Source organism: Arenibacter echinorum (assembly GCF_003259375.1).
Taxonomy (GTDB): Bacteria; Bacteroidota; Bacteroidia; order Flavobacteriales; family Flavobacteriaceae; genus Arenibacter; species Arenibacter echinorum.
The window spans coordinates 35,072-54,092 of sequence record NZ_QLLN01000002.1 but is presented as its reverse complement, the minus strand read 5'-3'; the positions used below and the strand labels follow the sequence as shown (position 1 = coordinate 54,092).

Sequence of the window (19,021 nt, the reverse complement as noted above, 5' to 3'; positions counted from 1 at the left end):
TTTGCCCATAAAATTGAATCTAGTGGCATGGAGAACATAGAAATCATGGGCCTGGTGGCGGCCGTACTTACTACCTATTCTATAGTGCCGCAGGTACATAAGACGTGGAGGAATAAATCTACCAAGGATATTTCACTGACCATGTATTTGGCCATGTTCTTGGGAGTGGTCCTATGGTTGATTTATGGTATTTACCATGATAGCGTGCCTATGATCTTGGCTAATTTTATTACCGCGGTACTACTTTTTATCATGATTGTCCTTAAGTTAAAATACAAATAGCGGATAATTTCCACATTAAAATTTCTTGTTATTTGTGCTATTGATAGTGTGTCTTTTTAATGGGTTCGTACACATAATGTGAAAAGTGCAATAATCAATGTTCTTGCCCCTTATTTAGGGGGTTTTCTTTTTTTCTTATTTTTTTTTGTTCCATTTTTGAAATTCTTATCGTCATTAGTATTGGTAAGGAATAATGCCTATTGCCTGGAAGAGGTATTTTCCCCATGCAGTTTAAAAAAGAATTGAAAATGAAAGTCGGGATTCCAAAAGAAATCAAAAATAACGAAAGCAGGGTAGGTATAACGCCTGCCGGGGTTTTTGAACTGGTGAGAAATAACCATACCGTATATGTGCAAACCGGTGCCGGTGATGGCAGTGGGTTCTCAAATAGCGATTATCAACAGGTGGGAGCCATTGTCTTGGATACTATAGGCCAAGTATATGCCATGAGCGATATGATTGTTAAGGTAAAAGAGCCTATAAAGGAGGAGTATTCCCTTGTACAAAGGGGGCAAGTGGTATTTGCCTATTTTCATTTTGCCTCTAGTGAGGTCCTAGCCGAAGCTATGATAGATCGTAAAGCTATTTGCATAGCCTATGAAACTGTGGAGGATGAAGATGGCACACTGCCTTTATTGACACCTATGTCCGAAGTTGCTGGCAGAATGGCCATTCAGCAAGGGGCAAAATACTTGGAGAAACCGGAAAAAGGAAGAGGGGTGCTACTTGGAGGAGTTCCCGGAGTGGCCCCGGGAAGGGTTTTGGTACTTGGGGCTGGTGTTGTAGGAATTCAGGCTGCTAAAATGGCAGCCGGACTTGGGGCACATGTTACTATTTTGGATGTTAATATGAAACGGCTTCGCTATGTAAATGATGTAATGCCGAGCCATGTGGTAACGGAATTTTCCAATGAATTTAATATAAGGAAACACATTAAGGACCATGATCTAATTGTTGGGGGTGTCTTGTTGAGGGGAGCCAAAGCGCCCAAGATCATTACTCGCGATATGCTTAAGGATATGCGCCCAGGTACCGTAATTGTGGATGTGGCCGTAGATCAAGGGGGATGTGTGGAAACCACAAGGCCCACTACGCATGAAAACCCTGTCTATATTATAGACGATGTGGTACACTACTGTGTTACCAATATGCCAGGGGCAGTTCCATATACTTCGACCATGGCCTTGACCAATGTAACTTTGCCATATGTCTTAAAATTGGCCAATTTGGGTTGGGAAGAAGCTTGCCAGAAGGATGCTTCCCTGGAAAAAGGTTTGAATATAGTAAAGGGAAAGGTAATCCGTAAGGAAATTTTGGAGGCCTTTAAATGGCAAGCTATGGATGACTAGACCGTACATTTTGTCATATATCCAACCCTGTCATAATTTGGCGGGGTTTTTGATTATTTAGAAAAGAAATAATTACTTGATATTAAGAAAAGGAAACTTTAGTATATTGGATTAATTTTAAAAAGAGAATTGTTATGATGATGTATTATATATTACTGGGCGCCATAGCTCTAGTAAGTTGGTTGGTTAGTAATAAGTTAAAAAGCAAATTTAAGTTCTATTCCAAGGTGCATTTGCGCAACGGTATGAGCGGTGCCGAGATTGCCGAGAAAATGTTGGCAGACCACGGAATCAGGGATGTAAAGGTTATTTCTACCCCAGGAATGCTTACGGACCACTACAATCCGGTTAATAAAACAGTAAATTTAAGTGAAGGGGTGTACAATCAAAGAAACGCTTCTGCAGCGGCGGTTGCGGCCCACGAATGTGGACATGCCGTACAACACGCCACGGCTTATGAATGGTTGACAATGCGTTCCAAATTGGTGCCGGTGGTAAGTGTTACCTCAGGCATGTCTATGTGGGTAGTCTTTGGGGGGCTTATGTTGGGGGCCGCAGCAGGAGTTGGTCTTGGCTATTGGGTGGCCGTGGCAGGTCTAATAATGATGGGACTTGCAACCTTGTTTAGTTTTATCACTTTGCCCGTTGAATACGATGCCAGTAACCGTGCCCTGGCTTGGTTAAAGAACAAGAATATGGTGACCCCGGAAGAATACAAAGGATCTGAGGATGCTTTAAAATGGGCTGCTAGAACTTACTTGGTAGCTGCCATAGGATCTTTGGCAACCTTGGTCTATTGGGCTATGCAGGTCCTGGGAAGTAGGGACTAAGACTTTATGATTATAAATCAAAAAAAAGGGCATCTTTAGATGTCCTTTTTTTATATCGTTATTTGTCGGTCTATTTGTTGGTCCAAAGAAATAAAGGTCTCTGTTCTGGATACCCCTTCTATCTGCTGTATGTCCCTGTTAAGTACATGCATAAGATGTTCGTTGTCCCTGCAAAGTACTTTTATAAGAATGGACCAGTTCCCTGTAGTATAATGGCATTCCAAAACCTCTGGTATTTTTTCAAGTTCCTTAACTGCCACCGGATTGCTCATGGCCTTGTCCAAGTAAATGCCAATATATGCCATGGTAGTGTATCCCAAAACTTTGGGGTTGATAATGAATTTAGAGCCTGCAATTAAACCTGAAGCTTCCAATTTTCGCAACCTCTGATGAATGGCAGCACCTGAAATCCCAATTTTTCTGGCAATTTCCAAAACGGGCTTTCTGGCATCGGCCATCAAAAATCGTAGTATCTTTTTATCGATACCATCAATTTTCACGTTTTCGTTATTGGATTTCATGGGTTCTACTTCAAATTCTATATAAAGATACCAAAATGGTTTTACATCTTAGCTAGCAACAGAGTCGGGATTATAACCCAAGTAAGGTACCTGGTATTCTTTAAAGTGAATTCCATAGTTTTTAAGTTGTTTTAAAATAGGCTCATAGACCTCTCTTCTTATTGGTAATTGTACTCCTGGAGTGGTGATTTTTTTGTTTAATATCAATAGCGTGGCCATAGCTACCGGTAACCCTACGGTTTTGGCCATTGCGGTATAGGTCCGGTCTTCCCCTATAACGACTGTATTGGAATCTATCTGTTCTTTTTTTCCGTTAATTTCGTACCCAAATTTGTGGTACATAACAATCATATCCTTGTCCGTACTGGCCAAGGTCCAACTGTCCTCCAAGATTCTTTGCAAAATTTGTGCGGGAGTAGCGTTTTTTAATTCAATTTTCCTTTTCGAATCAAATAAGTGCAATTCCATTAATTTTTCCCACATTATATCGTCCTGGTCTATTTTAAGATAATGCCGCAGTTTTAGTTCTACCGTATTGGTAGGCGAATATGGTAGAAATAAGTTTACAAATTCGCGATAAGACATTCCTTCGGAATTCTCAATGGTATAGCTGTCATCGGTCATGCCCAATTGCACGAACATATTCCATGCCTTGGAAAAACCAACCCTGCGCATGGTCCCCCTATACAAGGTAAGTACGTTCTCCAACCCGTAGGCTTCCCTGTATTTCAGTGAGTCCCTGTTGGCGTATACTTCAAATTTCCCATAGCCTTCCACATCCAAGAATTCGGTTCTTCTAAATAGTTTGTGGTAGGGGATATATTTGTAAGTGCCTTCTTGAATAAATTTGGCCACTCCGCCCTGACCGGCCACTACGACATTTCTGGGGTTCCAAGTAAATTTATAGTTCCAGAGGTTGTTGTCGCTTTCCGGGGCTACCAACCCCCCTGTGAAAGATTCGAAGAGAATAATTTTCCCACCGCGTTCCCTGATATTATCTATTACCTGCATGGCACTCATGTGATCTATACCGGGATCTAGGCCAATTTCGTTCATAAAAACCAGGCCTTTTTCTTTGGCCTGTTGGTCCAAAGCCATTATTTCATCACTTATATAGGAGGCAGTTACCAAATGTTTTGTAAATTGAATGCAATCCACTGCTACCTTGATATGAAAACGGGCAGGGAGCATGGAAATGACTATATCCGTTTGTTCGATGGCCTTGCTTCTTTCTTTATCATTGAAAATATCCAATTTTAGAATAGTACAGGAGGTATGTAATTTTATCCTATTGGGAAGGACCTCCGGATTTAAGTCACAAATAGTAATATGTAAATTTTCCGCCTCTGCTTTTTGTAATAAATAATCCAACAAATATGCAGTGGATTTTCCGGTGCCCACAACAAGTATTTTTCGACGCATTGGTTTTTTACTTTTCTATTTCACGGATACTAAGGTATCAAATTGTTATATTTGTAAGAAATAAGCCCCAATAAGTTATGAACAAAACAATTTTTAGCACTGGTATATTTTTCGGTCTAACAGCAGTACTTTTGGGAGCTTTTGGGGCACATGGTTTGGAAAAAATGATAGATGCCAAGGCAATTGAGACCTTTGAAACTGGGGTAAGATACCAGATGTACCACGCTTTGTTCCTTATGATTTTGGGAGGTAGCAACTTGTTGATCAACGAGTGCAAAAAGTTAATTTATTATTTTATAGTGGTAGGGGTTGTTTGTTTTTCTTTTTCAATTTACCTTTTGGCCATCAATGAATTGTCGAGTTTTGATTTTAAGAAAATAGCACTATTGACTCCCCTTGGCGGTGTTCTCCTTATTACCGGCTGGATACTATTGGGCATTAAGGTTCTTAATCAAAAACCAATAAATTAAAACTAACAAGCTCGCAGAGCACTTTTTTTCTAATAAAACTCAACTATTATGAATTCATCAACACCCTCAACTAAATCGATTGCGTTGGAGACGTACGGCATATCCAGTAAAAAAATTCATTATCAATTGACGCCTTCAAGACTACATGAAATAACAGTGGAAAAGGGGATGGGAGTAACTTCGTCTACCGGGGCTTTAGCTATTAATACCGGGGAATTTACCGGGAGGTCCCCAATGGACAGATTTATTGTAAAGGATGATATTACGGCAGATAAAATTTGGTGGGGAAATGTGAACATACCCTTCGAAGCCGAAAAGTTTGATGCTCTTTATAACAAGGTCATCAAATACCTTAATGAAAAGGAACTTTATGTAAGGGATTGTTTTGCATGTGCCGACGATGATTACAAGATGAACATCAGGGTCATTAACGAATATCCCTGGTCCAATATGTTTGCCTATAATATGTTTTTAAGGCCTACGGAAGAAGAGCTGGTTGGTTTTGACCCGGAATGGACGGTGATCAATGCACCTGGATTTATGGCAAAGGCAGAGGAAGATGGGACAAGGCAGCATAATTTTGCCATCCTAAATTTCACCCGCAAAATAGCCCTGATAGGAGGTACCGGCTATACGGGGGAAATTAAAAAGGGAATATTTTCTGCATTGAATTTTATTCTTCCAGTATTTAAGAATTGCCTTCCAATGCATTGTTCGGCAAACGTGGGGGAAGACGGGGACACGGCAATCTTTTTTGGCCTTTCCGGAACGGGAAAGACTACATTATCTGCAGATCCACATAGAAAATTGATTGGGGATGATGAACATGGGTGGACTAAGGAAAATACCGTTTTTAATTTTGAGGGAGGTTGTTATGCCAAGGTCATTAATCTTTCGGAAGAACATGAGCCTGAAATTTACGGAGCCATAAAGAAAGGGGCGCTTTTGGAGAACGTGGTCTTGGATGCCGATGGGGTGGTGGACTTTACAAACACCTCCATTACCCAAAATACCAGGGTAAGTTATCCTATTTATAATATAGATAATATACAGGTGCCGTCAATTGGTAAGAACCCAAAAAATATTTTCTTTTTAACTGCGGATGCCTTTGGGGTATTGCCCCCTATTTCCAAGCTGACCCCTAGTCAGGCTGCCTATCATTTTATTTCGGGCTATACGGCCAAGGTGGCTGGTACCGAGGCAGGGGTGGTAGAACCCGTACCAAGTTTTTCGGCCTGTTTTGGAGCGCCGTTTATGCCCTTACATCCAACCAAATACGCAGAGATGCTCAGTAAAAAAATGTTGGATGCAGGAGTAAACGTATGGTTGGTAAATACAGGTTGGACCGGTGGCCCTTATGGGGTTGGTACCAGAATGAAATTGAAATATACCAGGGCCATGATCCATGCGGCATTAAGCGGTGAACTAGGATTGTACAGTTATGACAAATATCATATCCACTCCGTTTTTGGAGTGGCACAGCCTAGGGAATGCCCTGGAGTCCCATCAAGTGTGCTTAGTCCTCGGGCAACTTGGAACAATGACGAGGCCTATTACAAAACAGCCTTTAAATTAACCAATGCCTTTCGGGAAAACTTTAAGAAATTTGAAGTCTATGCCAATGAGGAAATAAGGCGTGGAGGACCGCAACGATATGCATTCTAAAAGTAAAACCCCGAGGCTTGCCTCGGGGTTTTTTATAATGTGGTATTGCTAAACTAATTTTCGTAAATAACTATTTTTTGTTTACACTAGTAATGTATCTCTGAAGTGCCATGGTCATAGAAGGAGTTTCTGGAGTAGGGGCCTGAATGTCTATTCTTAAACCTGCTTCCGTAGCCGCTTTAACCGTTGAATTTCCAAAAACTGCTATTCTGGTCTCGTTCTGTTTAAAATCTGGGAAATTCTTTAACAATGATTCAATTCCCGAAGGACTAAAGAATACCAAAACATCATAATACACATCCCTTAAATCGGAAAGGTCGCTAATTACTGTTTTGTAAAAAATGCCCCTGGTCCAATTTATTCCCAAACTATCCAGCGTTTCGGGAACGATCGGCTTAAGGACGTCAGAGGATGGCAACAAAAATTTTTCGTCCTTGTATTTTTTGAACAGAGTATTTAAATCTGGAAAATTCATTTTCCCGACATATATTTTACGCTTACGGTATACAACGTACTTTTGTAAATAGTAGGCTACAGCCTCTGACTGACAAAAATATTTCATCGTATCCGGAACCTTGAACCTCATTTCCTCCGCAATTCTAAAGAAGTGATCCACCGCATTCCTACTGGTAAGTATAATGGCGGTAAAATTATTGAGGTCAATTTTTTGTTGTCGGACCATTTTTGCATCAACACCTTCCACGTGGATAAAAGGTCTAAAATCTACCTTTATTTTCTCCTTATCAATAAGCTTGGAATAAGGGGAATTTTCCATCTTAGGTTCTGGCTGTGAAACCAAAATCGTTTTTACTTTCATAGGTTTCGATCTATTAGATAGTTACCAATTACAATAATTGGTGCTATTTCAAGAGCGCAAAGGTACAAAATAAAATACACAAAATTACTGGCGATGAATTTTTGATGATTTCTCAACGTTGTGGTCCAACCAATAGCGTTTATAAGGAATACCAGTAGTAGACTTATAAAAACTACTGCTTTAGACTCCCTGAAAACAAAATTTAATAAAAGATTGGCAAATAGCATTACAATGCCACTATAGTTGAGATAGGAGAGTTTTTTGAAAATTATTTCGGAAATGACCTTATTGATATTGAAAATAAAACCGTTGCCCAATTGCAAGAGTATTTTAATGGTAAAAAACGAAAAGAGTGATATAAAAATAATGCCGTAGGCAACGAACTGTTGCTCTTCCGGAATCTTAAAAAAAATGGTGTATGTAAAATATAGGAAAAGGGAAAAATTAAGCAATTGGAAAATGCTGAAAAAAATATTGAACCAATTAAAGAGTTTGTCTTTCTTTTGGTACAGGAAAATATATTTGTTGTTGAAGGGTAAGATTATATAGTTCAAGAAACGACTATAAAAAGTAGTTTTTGCAAGCACCATAAAAAAGATACTGGAAAATAGGATAATGGTTATCCAATCTACGGTGTACTCATTTCTTAATATAGCTTCCATTTATACGGTCTTATACTTGGGTGATATTATTGCTAACAACGTATATTTCATTCTCTTTAGTGTTGAAAGCAAAATAATTGAATCCTTCAAGTCAAATATGGGGTACATATTGTCTTTTATGACAAAAAAATCAGCCCAAACCTAAGCTTTTTTTAGCACTAATTCCATGGTAAAGGTAAGAAACCTAATAGTTGGGTATTATATCTCCTTAAAGTAAAGTACCATTAACTTTAATAGTGCCCTTCTCTTTAAAAGAACTTATATACCCGCCAATGCAAAGGATGTTCTTTGTTGACTTCCTTATTGCTAGTGCACCAAATTGTTACTAGGAAGTCTTAAAATTCTACAATAAAGAAGTTCTATTTAAGGACCAAAACCTCACATTCGCTTTTATTTGGAATCTTTAAAAAAATCATAAAACTTCCCTGATATTTCACTACAGTTTTTAAAATACTATTTTTGCTAAAATTGCAATACCTAGATGGCGGATAGCTTGGTCATTATTCCTACCTTCAATGAAATTGAAAACATTGAGCTTATAATTCATTCCGTCTTTGCTTTGGAGCAGGATTTTCATATCCTGGTTGTTGATGATAATTCTCCCGACGGTACAGCTGATGCGGTAAAAGCTTTGCAGGAACAATATTTAAATAAATTATTTTTAGAGGTAAGACGAGGTAAATCTGGTTTGGGAACGGCCTATATCCATGGATTTAAATGGGCCATAGAAAGGAAATATGAATATGTTTTTGAGATGGATGCTGATTTTTCACATTCCCCTACTGATCTTATAAAGCTACGCCAAGCCTGTATAGATGGGGCGGATGTGGCCGTGGGATCGCGTTACAAAAAGGGGATTAATGTGGTAAATTGGCCCTTACATAGAATACTATTGTCCTATGGTGCCTCATTTTATGTGAAGTTGATAACAGGAATGAAGGTGCACGACCCTACGGCCGGATTTGTCTGTTATAAGAGAAAGGTTTTGGAAACCATCAATTTGGATTCCATTAAATTTATTGGTTATGCGTTTCAAATCGAAATGAAGTTTAGGGCCCATCTTCAAAACTATAAGATTGAAGAGGTGCCTATTATTTTTACAGATAGAATAAGGGGCAAATCAAAAATGAGTGCTTCCATTATTAACGAGGCCGTTTTTGGGGTACTGCAGATGAAGTTGCACAGTTTGTTTCACAAAAAGAAATTTTAAGATGGGAAGAATACTTATAAAAAACGCTACAATCGTTAACGACAATAGAATATTCCCTGCCGATATACTTTTGGAGGATGATGTTATTCTTAAAATTGAGGATCAGATTTCATCGGATGGTGTTGCCAATGTTATCGATTTGGAAGGGAAATATGTAATACCGGGAGCCATAGACGATCAAGTACATTTTAGGGAACCTGGTCTCACCCATAAGGGCACTATTGCTACGGAAAGTCGGGCAGCGGTTGCCGGCGGAATAACCTCCTTCATGGAACAGCCCAATACCAATCCCCAAACAACCACCATTGAAGCTTTGGAGGAAAAGTTTGAAATGGCAAGAAATTCTGCTTTTGCCAATTACTCTTTTTTGTTCGGAGGTACTAATGACAATTTGGAAGAGATAAAAAAATTGGATAAGAATGCCTGTTCCGGGATTAAACTCTTTTTAGGTTCCTCTACGGGTAATATGTTGGTAGACAATGAAGAGGTGATAGAAAAAATATTTAGGAATACGGAGATGGTCATTTCTGCACATTGCGAAGATGAGGCCACTATTAAGGCAAATTTTGCGAAATATAAGGCACAATATGGGGATGATATTCCCGTAAAATACCATCCTTTGATCAGGAGTGCCGAAGCCTGTTATCTTTCTTCCTCAAGGGCCATTGCCCTGGCCAAAAAAACAGGAGCAAGATTTCATGTCTTTCACCTATCTACAGGAATAGAAACCGAGCTTTTTAGGAACGATATTCCATTGGAGGATAAAAAGATTACTGCAGAGGTCTGTATTCACCATCTTTGGTTTTCCGAAGAGGATTACGATACTAAAGGAACCCTGATTAAATGGAATCCGGCCGTTAAAACTGCAACGGATAGGGATCAGCTATGGGAGGCCTTATTGGACGATCGTATAGATGTAGTTGCCACGGACCATGCACCACATACATTAGAAGAAAAGAACAACATGTACACTTCCGCTCCCTCTGGAGGCCCATTGGTACAGCATGCCTTGCCGGCAATGCTGGAGAAATATCACAGCGGAAAGATAAGTTTGGAGAAAATTGTAGAGAAAATGTGCCATAATCCGGCAAAGTTGTTCCAAATAAAAAAACGGGGTTTTATTCGGGAAGGTTTTTATGCTGACTTAGTGGTGTTGGATCTTAATGATTCCTGGACAGTGACCAAGGAAAATATCGCCTATAAATGCGGGTGGTCCCCCTTTGAAGGTAACTCGTTCAAATCCAGGATAACCCATACCTTTGTAAATGGCCATTTGGCCTATGAGAACGGCAATTTTTCGAAAGAGCGAAAAGCCATGAGGTTAACTTATAATAGAGAGTAATGCTAAAATATATAGTTGTCGTTTTTCTAGGGCTGTTGTTTTCATGTAATGAGAAGGTGGTGGAGAAACCGGAAAACCTTATTCCGGAAGATAAAATGGCCACCATTTTATACGACATTTCATTATTAAATGCCGGTAAGATAATTAACGAAAGCATTTTAAACGAATATGACATTGAGCCCATGGGGTATATCTATACCAAGTATGGGATAGACAGCGTTCAATTTGTAAAAAGTGATACCTACTATGCCTCTATGCCCACTGTTTACGAGGCTATCTACACCAAGGTAAAAGATAGATTGGAGAAGGATGAAAAGTTTTTTGAAGATGAAAGGCAGCAGAAGCAGGATTCTTTAATGGAGGCCAAAGAAAAGTTGAATCCCGACCTCAAAAAGAAACCAGAAACTACTAAGGATACTCTTCCATAAACTTTTTGCAGGATAGTTCAATAACACCGTCCAAAGCTTCAAAGGAATGTCCTAGTTCTTTTTGAATTTTGTCGGCATTGAACAATTGGTTCTTTCGTAAGGATTCAACAGAGTTTTTGGTAAGTTTTCTTCCACTGTTCCAGAAAATATTCCTTAGCCAATCCAATCGTCTAAATATCTCTAATTGCCAAAATTTAATGGCTTTGGTTGGACCTGGTTTTCCAAAGGCCCCTGTAATCATTTGTAGTATTTCTTTATAGGTAAGGTTTTTGGCCACAAGGATATACTTTTCATTGGTTATGGGAGACTGCATCAATTGGGTCATTATTTGGACCACGTCATTTACAGTTAAGAAACCTGTTCCTCCTGGCGGATAATATTTACGGGCCCTATAAGCGGTTTTAAATAAAATTCCAGTACCCGTTTCCCAGAACCCAGGGCCCAAGATAACCCCCGGATTTACAATAACCACAGGAACATTTTCCTGAGCGCCCCTCCAAACTTCCAATTCGGCATCCATCTTGGTCATGGCGTACACATTGCTTTGCTGGCTGTTCCAATCCGTTTCTTCAGTAGCCTCTTGGTTGCCTACTGTTCTCCCTATGGCACCTATGGAACTGGTATAGCACAATTTTTTAACTCCCTTGGCAATACACAGATTTACAATGTTTTTGGTGCCTTCATAATTAACGGTACGCAATAGGTCATAATCATTGGGGTTAAAAGAAATTAAGGCCGCACAATGATAAACATATGTTACATTTTCAAAAGCAATTTCCAAGGCCGGTAGGTCGTTAAGATCGGCCTTTACCCAATTAATTTTTTGAAACAGTTCGCGGGATTGGTCGGTATAATACCCAAAGACCTTTTCAACCTCTTTTAGGTTGCTCTTTTCTCTATGAATGGCTTTTACCGTAGCACCCGACTGCAATAAGTGCAAAAGTAGGTGCGCTCCTACCAAACCAGTTCCTCCTGTGACTAAAATCATGGCGCAAATTTACTCATTTGCATCTAATTTATTCCGTTTTTGGCAGGAGTTAAACAACCTATTATTTTATATTTGTCACTATTATTGAATTAGAAGATCTAAAGCATGACTACGAACTTTGTAGAGGAATTAACTTGGAGAGGAATGTTGCACGATGCAATGCCCGGAACCGAAGAACATTTGTTAAGCGGAATGCAATCTGCCTATGTGGGAATAGACCCAACGGCAGACTCCCTTCATATTGGACATTTGGTAGGGGTTATGATGCTTCGTCATTTTCAGTTGGCAGGCCATAAGCCTTATGCCTTGATCGGGGGCGCAACCGGGATGATCGGTGATCCCTCCGGAAAATCAACAGAGCGGAATTTGTTGGATGAGGCCACCTTGGCACATAACCAGGCCGCTATAAAAGCTCAACTTTCCCGTTTTTTGGATTTTAATAGTGGAAAGGATAACAGTGCCTTACTGGTGAACAACTATGATTGGATGAAGGATTTTTCCTTTTTGGAATTTATAAGGGATGTAGGGAAGCACATCACCGTAAATTACATGATGGCCAAGGATTCTGTAAAAAAACGTTTATCGGCCGAAGCTAAGGAAGGAATGTCCTTTACGGAATTCACCTATCAATTGGTTCAGGGATATGATTTTTTACATCTCTATAGGGCGCATAATTGTACCCTGCAAATGGGGGGTAGCGATCAATGGGGAAATATTACCACAGGTACCGAACTTATTCGTAGAATTGGGGGCGGTAAAGGATTTGCCCTTACCTGTCCTTTAATTACAAAGGCCGATGGCACCAAATTTGGGAAGTCGGAAGGGGGCAATATATGGTTGGATTCTGAAAGAACATCTCCCTATAAATTTTATCAATATTGGTTGAATACCTCAGATGAGGATGCCGAAAAATATATCAAAATCTTCACCTTTTTACCAAAGGAAGAAATAGAAAATTTGGTAAAAACCCATCATGAAGCCCCACATTTAAGGGTGCTTCAAAAGCGTTTAGCCGATGAGGTTACGGTAATGGTACATTCGCAGGAAGATTTGGACAATGCTGAAAGAGCAAGTGATATTCTTTTTGGAAAATCGACTTCGAGCGACTTAAAGAAACTGAATGAAAAGACATTTTTGGAGGTGTTTGAAGGTGTACCACAGGCGGAGGTATCCAAAGAGGACATAAACAATGGCTTGGATATGATTGCGGCCTTGGCTGCAAAAACCGGCTTTTTAGGGTCTAATGGGGAAGCTAGGCGCGAATTGAAACAAAATTCCATTTCCGTTAATAAGGAAAAAGTCAAAGAAGATTATATCATTTCTTCAGAAGATCTCATCAACAATAAATTTGTTTTGTTGCAGCGCGGGAAGAAGAATTATTTTGTGCTGGTCATTAAATAAACGCCGTATTTTTTTCACTTACCCAATAAAATTAGGAGATACCCGTTAGCCTAATAAATTGGATGTTATGAAGAAGTATTTTTTGTTTTTTGCCCTAGTTTCTCTTTTTGTTTCTTGCGATAAATTGGACGAGCTTACTAAATTTGAGATGGATTATGATCAGACGGTAGTTATACCGTCCTCAACCGGGGTGGATTTGCCCTTTGATATCTTTACCCCTGAAACAGAGACCAATTCATCTGCAGAGTTTGAGGTAAACGATACCAGAAAAGATTTGATAGAGGAAATTGTTTTAAAGAAACTCGTAATGACCGTGGAGGTTCCTGATGGGGAGGATTTTAGCTTTTTGGAATCGATCATCATATATATGTCCGCAGACGATTTGCCGGAGATTAAAATAGCATGGAACGAAGAAGTGTCGGCTACGGTTGGGGAACAGCTGGAACTGGTGACTACGGCTGAAGATTTAAAGGAGTATATTAAAAAGGATTCCTATACCTTAAGACTAAAAACCATAACCGACGAGTTTTTGTCGTCCGATTATGAAATAAACATAGCAACTACCTTTTTTGTAGATGCGAAGATTTTGGGTTTATAATACCATTAAATTACAGCCTCTAATATCGGAATGGTCAAACCTTCCCAATATCTCAAAACTTCCGCCAGTATGGACCTTGCCCAAATCTTGAGTGGCAATAAAGCTGCAGGAGTGTCTGTTGGCCAGATCAATGATATTTACACCCCCCGTTTTACCTACTTTTTGTAATGTTAAAGGGTCTTCGGTTTCACGCGTCAAGACTTTCATCCATTTTGGGGCAAAGAAACGTCCATTGCCTTGGGAATAGGCTTGGGACAAAAGCTCTGTCATACCATATTCGGAATGGATGGCCTGTACTCCAAAACCTTTTTTTAATAGTTGGTGCAATTCCTCCCGGATCAATTCCTTTTTTCGTCCCTTCATGCCACCGGTTTCCATGACTACGGTATTCTTTAATTTTAATTGGAATTTTTCCGCCATATCCAACAAGGCAAAGGAAACACCTAACAGTAATATTTTAGTGTTTTGGGTATCCAATTCAACCAAGGTCTTTTGCAAACGGTGAATATCATCCAAGTAAAAGCCACTGTGGGGATGCTTGCTTTTATTGATAAGGTCGTTGGCCATATAGATTAAGGAAGAACCTTCCCTTTCCAGATAAGAGGGCAGTAATGCCAGTACACAATAGTCCTCTATATCCCCATAAAAGTGTCTGAATGCCTTTAGATAGCTATTCTCATACAGTTCAAGGTTTTTTACGTAATGCTTACTTACCTCGCTTCCAGTGGTGCCACTGCTGGTAAATGTAATCTGGGGCCTAAATGAACCACAAACTACTTTTTTGGATTTGAAAAATTCTATGGGCAGAAAGGGAATATCTTCAATGGTTTTAACGGAGGACATATTTTTCCCTAAGTGACGGCAAAATTCCTGATACACCAAGTTTTCATGATATTGGGCCTGAAATGTTGTCAATGCCATGGCATTGAACTCTTCGTCCGTTGAAATTGTAAAAATGTTTTCCAGAGGCATATGCTAAATCACTACTACAAAAGTAATGATAACAACAGAGTGGAAACCTTATTTTATGGTTTTATTGATATAGATTTAATTCTCCCTTCCCGTATTCCTAATTATTGGGCGTTTAAGTAGTAATAGACGAGTATTGGTTATAGGGTGGGGTATAGAAAGAAAAATGTACAGTCCGAATGGCTTATTTTACGACCAGTTTCCTGGTCATCGTTACCCTGTTTTCGGTAATTTGTAATACGTAGACTCCCGGGGCCAACTTCGATATATTCAAAAGGGTATTGGTAATACGGTCCTGTAAAACTATGGTTCCGAAAACATCATAGATTACAACATCCTTTACCCCATTATGCTTTGTGGTAATATGCACCACCTCCTGATAGGCCGGATTAGGGTATAATTTAAAAGTATTGGTTTGGGTAGTTCTGTCTAATGGCTCTTCAACGAATTCCTGAGCGGAAACGGCCATAGAAAATACCATGAACAGTAGGGTGTAAAATATTCTCATAGGTTAGCATTGATTTGGGATCAATACAGTAAATGTAGGAAAACAAGTATGGAAGTAGTAATAAATGTTGTAAAGAAGTGTTTTTTGTATGTGTATCCTTATTTTAAGAGTTGTACTAGTGTAATAAGGCCTAAAAATGAGGTAATTATGGAAGTTGTGTAGCTGTTAAAAGTTGGGAAGCACTATTTAATAATCAACTTTCTAGTAGCTATTTTGTTTTTTTCGTTTACCCTTAACATATAAACACCGGCATCCAAATCATTGACATTTAATTCAGAACCAATTATGGTGGTTTCCAGTACTTGGGATCCAAAAATATCGAAAATCAAAATTTGCTTCGGAGCGTTAAGGGAAGTACTGATATATACCCTGCCATTGGTGACAGGATTGGGATATATCTTAAACCCAGGAATATCCCCTCCACCCACATTGCCTTTAGGATCCTGTCCATAGGAAATAGAGATAAAAAGTAAGGCTATAACTAAGTAGAGTTGCTTCATAGAAACTTAAACAGCAAATAATATACCGTAAATGTAAGAATTTTAGGTGCAGCACGTCAGCGGCAGCTTAATTAATACTTAAAAATTCGATGAAATGCAAAAAGAGGCCGAATTCTATGTTAAAATACAAAGAACTCGATCTCTTTTTTATTAAAAATAGCTATATAATTTAGAACTTAATGTTGTATCCCAATGAGAATGATCTTCCAGGACTTCTTTTTGAGAAGGTCTTATTTTCAGCCTTGTAGGATTCATATTCACTTTCTACGTCATCATCCAAAAGATTGCTGATTTTAAAACTAACACTCTGATTTTGGTTTTCGCCAAAACTCTTGGAGAAGTTAAAGTTTAGATTGTTAAAGGGCATGGTATATACGTCCGGTACAAATCCGTTGCCCACTACCTGCAATGTTTTTCCTTGTACATTGTAGTTTAGACCCATTTGGATGCCGTTCTCGGCTCCTTCGTAGTTTAACCCGGAATTGATAAGGAAAGGCGACTGTCCCTGTAACTCCCTGTCGTTGCCCAAAGTTTCACCATCCCTAAGTCCCAAAGTTCTAAGATTACGCTCACTTTCACTATAAACTTGGGTAGATTTAATAATCGAGGTATTTACATTTAAGCTGAAATTCTGAAGGGGAGCTGCAATGAACCCTAGATTTTTTCTTAGTTCAAATTCCAATCCGATTACGTCCGCATCACCAAGGTTTTGTGGGGTAAAATTATCGGATGACGATTCAAAGTAAGTAAGTTCAATGGGATCGGTGAATTTTTTATAAAAGCTGCTCAATGCGATCATTTCGGCACTTTCTCCGAACCATTCAACCCTAAAATCGAAATTGTTGATGTAGGTTGGATCCAGGTTAATGTTTCCGATAAAGGTGTTATTGGATAAGGGATCGAAAATCTTGGCTATGGAAGCTTCCTTAAAGGAAGGTCTTGCCGTAGTTCTGGAATAGGATCCCCTTAGGTTAACGTCTTCCGTAAGTTCGTAAATTAAATTGGCCGTAGGGAAAAGGTCAAACTTATCTATTATGGTTTCGTTGTCATAAATAACCTTTTCAGGGTCACTAATGTCCTTATTATCCTCCCCTGTATATCTGGATTCAAATTTTTCCGCCCTAACACCAAGGATAGTTCGCAATTTTTGTCCAAGTTTAAACTCATTGGATACATAACCCGCTATATTTTGTTGTGCTGCCTCATAGGTATTGGCCGGTTCGGTAACCGAGAGGTCGGGATCAATATACGATCCGGAGTTGTTGTCAACGGTCCAAAGGTTTTCTTCCAAAAGGATATTGTCTGCAACACCATTGAACTTGGTAGTTGACCCATTGTTCTCAATTTCAAAGTTCAATATGCCAAAATCCCTATTCTTGTAGGAGCCATAAGCCCCAAATTTTAATTTGGCATCTTTTTCCAGAAAGTCATATTTTTTGGTAAAATCCAATTTGGCAACTGCATTGATCTCTTCCAAATCCCTCCAGATTCTTTTTGGCTGGTTGTTCTGGGGTATGGAGTACACACCATCCTCTACCCTAAAAGATGTTGTTCTAATGTCCTTGTCCTGAATCTTGGACATGGTAGGGGAAAGGGCCCACTCGGTTGTCCATGAAGCATCTTCGCTGGAATGTATTCCATTAAGCAATGCGTTGGTGATGGAACGTTGGGTATATTCCAAGTTGTCTTTTGAGAAGTTGATAAAATCCGTGAAATTCAGGGTCTGGCTAAAATAACCTGCCGTAGATTCTCCGTTCTGAATATGAAGGAGATTAAGTTTGTATTTGGATTTTTCAGTCTTAAAGGAAGTTCCCAAAAGTCCACTTACCAATACGTTGTTTCGGCCTAAATCACCAGTCTGCGTTCTATCCGTTTCCAATTCAAATACAGAAGTGTCTGCGTTTCTTCTGTAGAAATTATTTTCTGCCCCTTCGTAAAAGGTCGTGGTATTTTTATAGGAAAGAGAAGCTAAAAAGCCCAATCTGTTCTCGCCTTCGCCCACGTTATATTGATTGCCAGTGGTGAACCCAAAACTATAGTCCATAGCACTGTTTGCTTTCATTGCCGATAGTACCGGATTAAATTTTTTGGTAATGGCAGTTAATAACGGATTATATTCAAAAGTACTGGGGATTTCCTGATTTCGGTTAATGGGAACACTTCGGTTTCCGTTGTCGAATCCTAAGAAATCGGTAGAACTTCCTTTATAGTCCAAATAGTTTTCGTTAAAGTGCATATCCGGATTATAACTACCACCTAATGATATGCTGTGCTCTTTTTTGGTAGGATAGTCCTTGGTAACAATATCAACAATACCACCTGTAAAGTCTGCAGGCAAATCTGCGGAAGCAGATTTAAGAACCAGGATGTTGTCTATGATATTGGTGGGGAAAATGTCCAATTGAATGGTGTTTCTGTCCGGATCCAGTCCTGGAATGTCCACTCCGTTCAAAATAGATTTGGTATAGCGATCGCCCAAACCCCTTACGTAGACGTATTTTCCTCCTTGAACCGATACCCCTGGTACCGATTTAATGGCGCTGGCCACGTCACTGGAGCCCGATTTTTTGAAGGCTTCGGCCGATAGTCCGTCCAAAAGGTTTACCGCCTTTTTTTGGATGCCCAATACTGCGGTTTCCGTATTTTTTTTAACGCTTACAGATACCACTACTTCATCCAGACCTTCGGCAAGGGTTTCCATAGTTACGTTTACGTTGGTAATCTCGTTGCCCTTAATTAGCACATCGGTTATTTCTACGGTTTTATAACCTAGGAATGAAAATGTAAGTGTGTGGGTACCTTCTTCAAGGGTAAGCTTATAATTACCATCAAAATCGGAGGTAGTACCTATAGTAGTCCCTTTGACCAGAATGTTGGCAAAAGGTACCGGATCTTGAAAATCGGCATCGATCAATGTTCCGGTTACTTCGCCACTTTGTGAAAAAATGAATTGAAAAAAAAGAAAAGTGAAAGTTGAAAGTCTAAGTGAATATTTCATAAGTAAATGATAATTAAATCGTAATAAACCAAATGCCCGCCACTAAATATGGCGAGCATGG

General features: G+C 39.3%; 19 protein-coding genes. 10 read left to right on the top strand and 9 right to left on the bottom strand.

Annotation, left to right across the window (positions count from 1 at the left end):
- Positions 1–27: 27 nt before the first annotated feature.
- The 3 genes from LV92_RS04100 to LV92_RS04090 all read left to right on the top strand — a co-directional run bounded on the left by LV92_RS04100 (position 28) and on the right by LV92_RS04090 (position 2,461).
- Positions 28–282, top strand: coding sequence for a SemiSWEET family sugar transporter (locus LV92_RS04100; RefSeq protein WP_111622950.1), 255 nt, complete (start codon positions 28–30; stop codon positions 280–282).
- Between the two features lie 248 nt (positions 283–530).
- On the top strand, positions 531–1,631 hold the full coding sequence (ald, locus tag LV92_RS04095) for an alanine dehydrogenase (protein WP_111622949.1): 1,101 nt from the start codon (positions 531–533) through the stop codon (positions 1,629–1,631).
- Positions 1,632–1,765: 134 nt separating this feature from the next.
- Positions 1,766–2,461, top strand: coding sequence for a zinc metallopeptidase (locus LV92_RS04090; RefSeq protein WP_111622394.1), 696 nt, complete (start codon positions 1,766–1,768; stop codon positions 2,459–2,461).
- A gap of 50 nt (positions 2,462–2,511) precedes the next feature.
- Here the strand turns inward: LV92_RS04090 and LV92_RS04085 are convergent, their stop codons facing one another.
- Together LV92_RS04085 and LV92_RS04080 are read right to left on the bottom strand one after the other, a co-directional pair.
- Entirely contained in the window at positions 2,512–2,982 is a 471-nt protein-coding gene (locus tag LV92_RS04085) for an Lrp/AsnC ligand binding domain-containing protein (protein WP_111622393.1), read from the bottom strand.
- Between the two features lie 48 nt (positions 2,983–3,030).
- The gene (locus LV92_RS04080; RefSeq protein WP_111622392.1) at positions 3,031–4,404 is read right to left on the bottom strand and encodes a saccharopine dehydrogenase family protein; all 1,374 of its coding nucleotides are present in this window, start codon (positions 4,402–4,404) and stop codon (positions 3,031–3,033) included.
- A 77-nt stretch (positions 4,405–4,481) separates the two neighbouring features.
- On the opposite strand from LV92_RS04080, the gene LV92_RS04075 reads away from it, so the two are divergent.
- Both LV92_RS04075 and pckA read left to right on the top strand, forming a co-directional pair.
- Positions 4,482–4,874 (top strand): DUF423 domain-containing protein, encoded by a 393-nt coding sequence (locus tag LV92_RS04075; protein ID WP_111622391.1) that lies wholly within the window; start codon positions 4,482–4,484, stop codon positions 4,872–4,874.
- A 48-nt stretch (positions 4,875–4,922) separates the two neighbouring features.
- A complete protein-coding gene (gene pckA, locus LV92_RS04070; RefSeq protein ID WP_111622390.1) occupies positions 4,923–6,539 on the top strand; it encodes a phosphoenolpyruvate carboxykinase (ATP) in 1,617 nt (538 codons plus the stop codon).
- A gap of 70 nt (positions 6,540–6,609) precedes the next feature.
- Here the strand turns inward: pckA and LV92_RS04065 are convergent, their stop codons facing one another.
- Both LV92_RS04065 and LV92_RS04060 read right to left on the bottom strand, forming a co-directional pair.
- Entirely contained in the window at positions 6,610–7,356 is a 747-nt protein-coding gene (locus LV92_RS04065; protein WP_111622389.1) for a uroporphyrinogen-III synthase, read from the bottom strand.
- Positions 7,353–8,018: a DUF4271 domain-containing protein gene (locus tag LV92_RS04060; RefSeq protein WP_111622388.1), complete on the bottom strand. Its 666-nt coding sequence runs from the start codon at positions 8,016–8,018 to the stop codon at positions 7,353–7,355. The genes LV92_RS04065 and LV92_RS04060 overlap by 4 nt, the downstream gene beginning before the upstream one ends.
- A gap of 481 nt (positions 8,019–8,499) precedes the next feature.
- Here LV92_RS04060 and LV92_RS04055 point away from each other — a divergent pair, with 481 nt between their 5' ends.
- From LV92_RS04055 to LV92_RS04045, 3 genes are read left to right on the top strand one after another with little or no spacing between them, the layout of a single operon-like run.
- Entirely contained in the window at positions 8,500–9,228 is a 729-nt protein-coding gene (locus LV92_RS04055; RefSeq protein ID WP_111622387.1) for a polyprenol monophosphomannose synthase, read from the top strand.
- A 1-nt stretch (position 9,229) separates the two neighbouring features.
- The gene (locus tag LV92_RS04050; RefSeq protein ID WP_111622386.1) at positions 9,230–10,570 is read left to right on the top strand and encodes a dihydroorotase; all 1,341 of its coding nucleotides are present in this window, start codon (positions 9,230–9,232) and stop codon (positions 10,568–10,570) included.
- Positions 10,570–10,998 carry a DUF4296 domain-containing protein gene (locus tag LV92_RS04045; RefSeq protein WP_111622385.1) on the top strand — a complete coding sequence of 143 codons (429 nt, stop codon included), beginning with the start codon at positions 10,570–10,572 and terminating at the stop codon, positions 10,996–10,998. The genes LV92_RS04050 and LV92_RS04045 overlap by 1 nt, the downstream gene beginning before the upstream one ends.
- Here the strand turns inward: LV92_RS04045 and LV92_RS04040 are convergent.
- On the bottom strand, positions 10,979–11,986 hold the full coding sequence (locus tag LV92_RS04040) for an NAD-dependent epimerase/dehydratase family protein (RefSeq protein ID WP_111622384.1): 1,008 nt from the start codon (positions 11,984–11,986) through the stop codon (positions 10,979–10,981). The genes LV92_RS04045 and LV92_RS04040 overlap by 20 nt on opposite strands.
- Positions 11,987–12,091: 105 nt before the next feature.
- Here LV92_RS04040 and tyrS point away from each other — a divergent pair, with 105 nt between their 5' ends.
- Together tyrS and LV92_RS04030 are read left to right on the top strand one after the other, a co-directional pair.
- Positions 12,092–13,387 carry a tyrosine--tRNA ligase gene (tyrS, locus tag LV92_RS04035; protein WP_111622383.1) on the top strand — a complete coding sequence of 432 codons (1,296 nt, stop codon included), beginning with the start codon at positions 12,092–12,094 and terminating at the stop codon, positions 13,385–13,387.
- 67 nt (positions 13,388–13,454) lie between these two features.
- Entirely contained in the window at positions 13,455–13,985 is a 531-nt protein-coding gene (locus LV92_RS04030; RefSeq protein ID WP_111622382.1) for a hypothetical protein, read from the top strand.
- On the opposite strand, the gene LV92_RS04025 is transcribed toward LV92_RS04030, so the two are convergent.
- From LV92_RS04025 to LV92_RS04010, 4 genes are all read right to left on the bottom strand, one after another.
- Positions 13,980–14,957, bottom strand: a complete 978-nt coding sequence (locus LV92_RS04025; RefSeq protein WP_111622381.1) for a long-chain-fatty-acid--protein ligase — start codon at positions 14,955–14,957, stop codon at positions 13,980–13,982. The two genes, LV92_RS04030 and LV92_RS04025, sit on opposite strands and share 6 nt — an antisense overlap.
- A gap of 181 nt (positions 14,958–15,138) precedes the next feature.
- Entirely contained in the window at positions 15,139–15,462 is a 324-nt protein-coding gene (locus LV92_RS04020) for a T9SS type A sorting domain-containing protein (protein ID WP_111622380.1), read from the bottom strand.
- Between the two features lie 182 nt (positions 15,463–15,644).
- Positions 15,645–15,962, bottom strand: coding sequence for a T9SS type A sorting domain-containing protein (locus LV92_RS04015; protein ID WP_111622379.1), 318 nt, complete (start codon positions 15,960–15,962; stop codon positions 15,645–15,647).
- A 169-nt stretch (positions 15,963–16,131) separates the two neighbouring features.
- Positions 16,132–18,960 carry a TonB-dependent receptor gene (locus tag LV92_RS04010; protein WP_111622378.1) on the bottom strand — a complete coding sequence of 943 codons (2,829 nt, stop codon included), beginning with the start codon at positions 18,958–18,960 and terminating at the stop codon, positions 16,132–16,134.
- Positions 18,961–19,021 lie beyond the last annotated feature (61 nt).

Coding starts and splice junctions, on each gene's coding strand:
- LV92_RS04075 (WP_111622391.1), top strand. CDS start 4,482: ATGAACAAAACAATTTTTAGCACTGGTATATTTTTCGGTCTAACAGCA.
- LV92_RS04030 (WP_111622382.1), top strand. CDS start 13,455: ATGAAGAAGTATTTTTTGTTTTTTGCCCTAGTTTCTCTTTTTGTTTCT.
- LV92_RS04100 (WP_111622950.1), top strand. CDS start 28: ATGGAGAACATAGAAATCATGGGCCTGGTGGCGGCCGTACTTACTACC.
- LV92_RS04065 (WP_111622389.1), bottom strand. CDS start 7,356: ATGAAAGTAAAAACGATTTTGGTTTCACAGCCAGAACCTAAGATGGAA.
- LV92_RS04010 (WP_111622378.1), bottom strand. CDS start 18,960: ATGAAATATTCACTTAGACTTTCAACTTTCACTTTTCTTTTTTTTCAA.
- ald (WP_111622949.1), top strand. CDS start 531: ATGAAAGTCGGGATTCCAAAAGAAATCAAAAATAACGAAAGCAGGGTA.
- LV92_RS04060 (WP_111622388.1), bottom strand. CDS start 8,018: ATGGAAGCTATATTAAGAAATGAGTACACCGTAGATTGGATAACCATT.
- LV92_RS04090 (WP_111622394.1), top strand. CDS start 1,766: ATGATGATGTATTATATATTACTGGGCGCCATAGCTCTAGTAAGTTGG.
- LV92_RS04025 (WP_111622381.1), bottom strand. CDS start 14,957: ATGCCTCTGGAAAACATTTTTACAATTTCAACGGACGAAGAGTTCAAT.
- LV92_RS04055 (WP_111622387.1), top strand. CDS start 8,500: ATGGCGGATAGCTTGGTCATTATTCCTACCTTCAATGAAATTGAAAAC.
- pckA (WP_111622390.1), top strand. CDS start 4,923: ATGAATTCATCAACACCCTCAACTAAATCGATTGCGTTGGAGACGTAC.
- LV92_RS04020 (WP_111622380.1), bottom strand. CDS start 15,462: ATGAGAATATTTTACACCCTACTGTTCATGGTATTTTCTATGGCCGTT.
- LV92_RS04040 (WP_111622384.1), bottom strand. CDS start 11,986: ATGATTTTAGTCACAGGAGGAACTGGTTTGGTAGGAGCGCACCTACTT.
- LV92_RS04085 (WP_111622393.1), bottom strand. CDS start 2,982: ATGAAATCCAATAACGAAAACGTGAAAATTGATGGTATCGATAAAAAG.
- LV92_RS04050 (WP_111622386.1), top strand. CDS start 9,230: ATGGGAAGAATACTTATAAAAAACGCTACAATCGTTAACGACAATAGA.
- LV92_RS04015 (WP_111622379.1), bottom strand. CDS start 15,962: ATGAAGCAACTCTACTTAGTTATAGCCTTACTTTTTATCTCTATTTCC.
- tyrS (WP_111622383.1), top strand. CDS start 12,092: ATGACTACGAACTTTGTAGAGGAATTAACTTGGAGAGGAATGTTGCAC.
- LV92_RS04045 (WP_111622385.1), top strand. CDS start 10,570: ATGCTAAAATATATAGTTGTCGTTTTTCTAGGGCTGTTGTTTTCATGT.
- LV92_RS04080 (WP_111622392.1), bottom strand. CDS start 4,404: ATGCGTCGAAAAATACTTGTTGTGGGCACCGGAAAATCCACTGCATAT.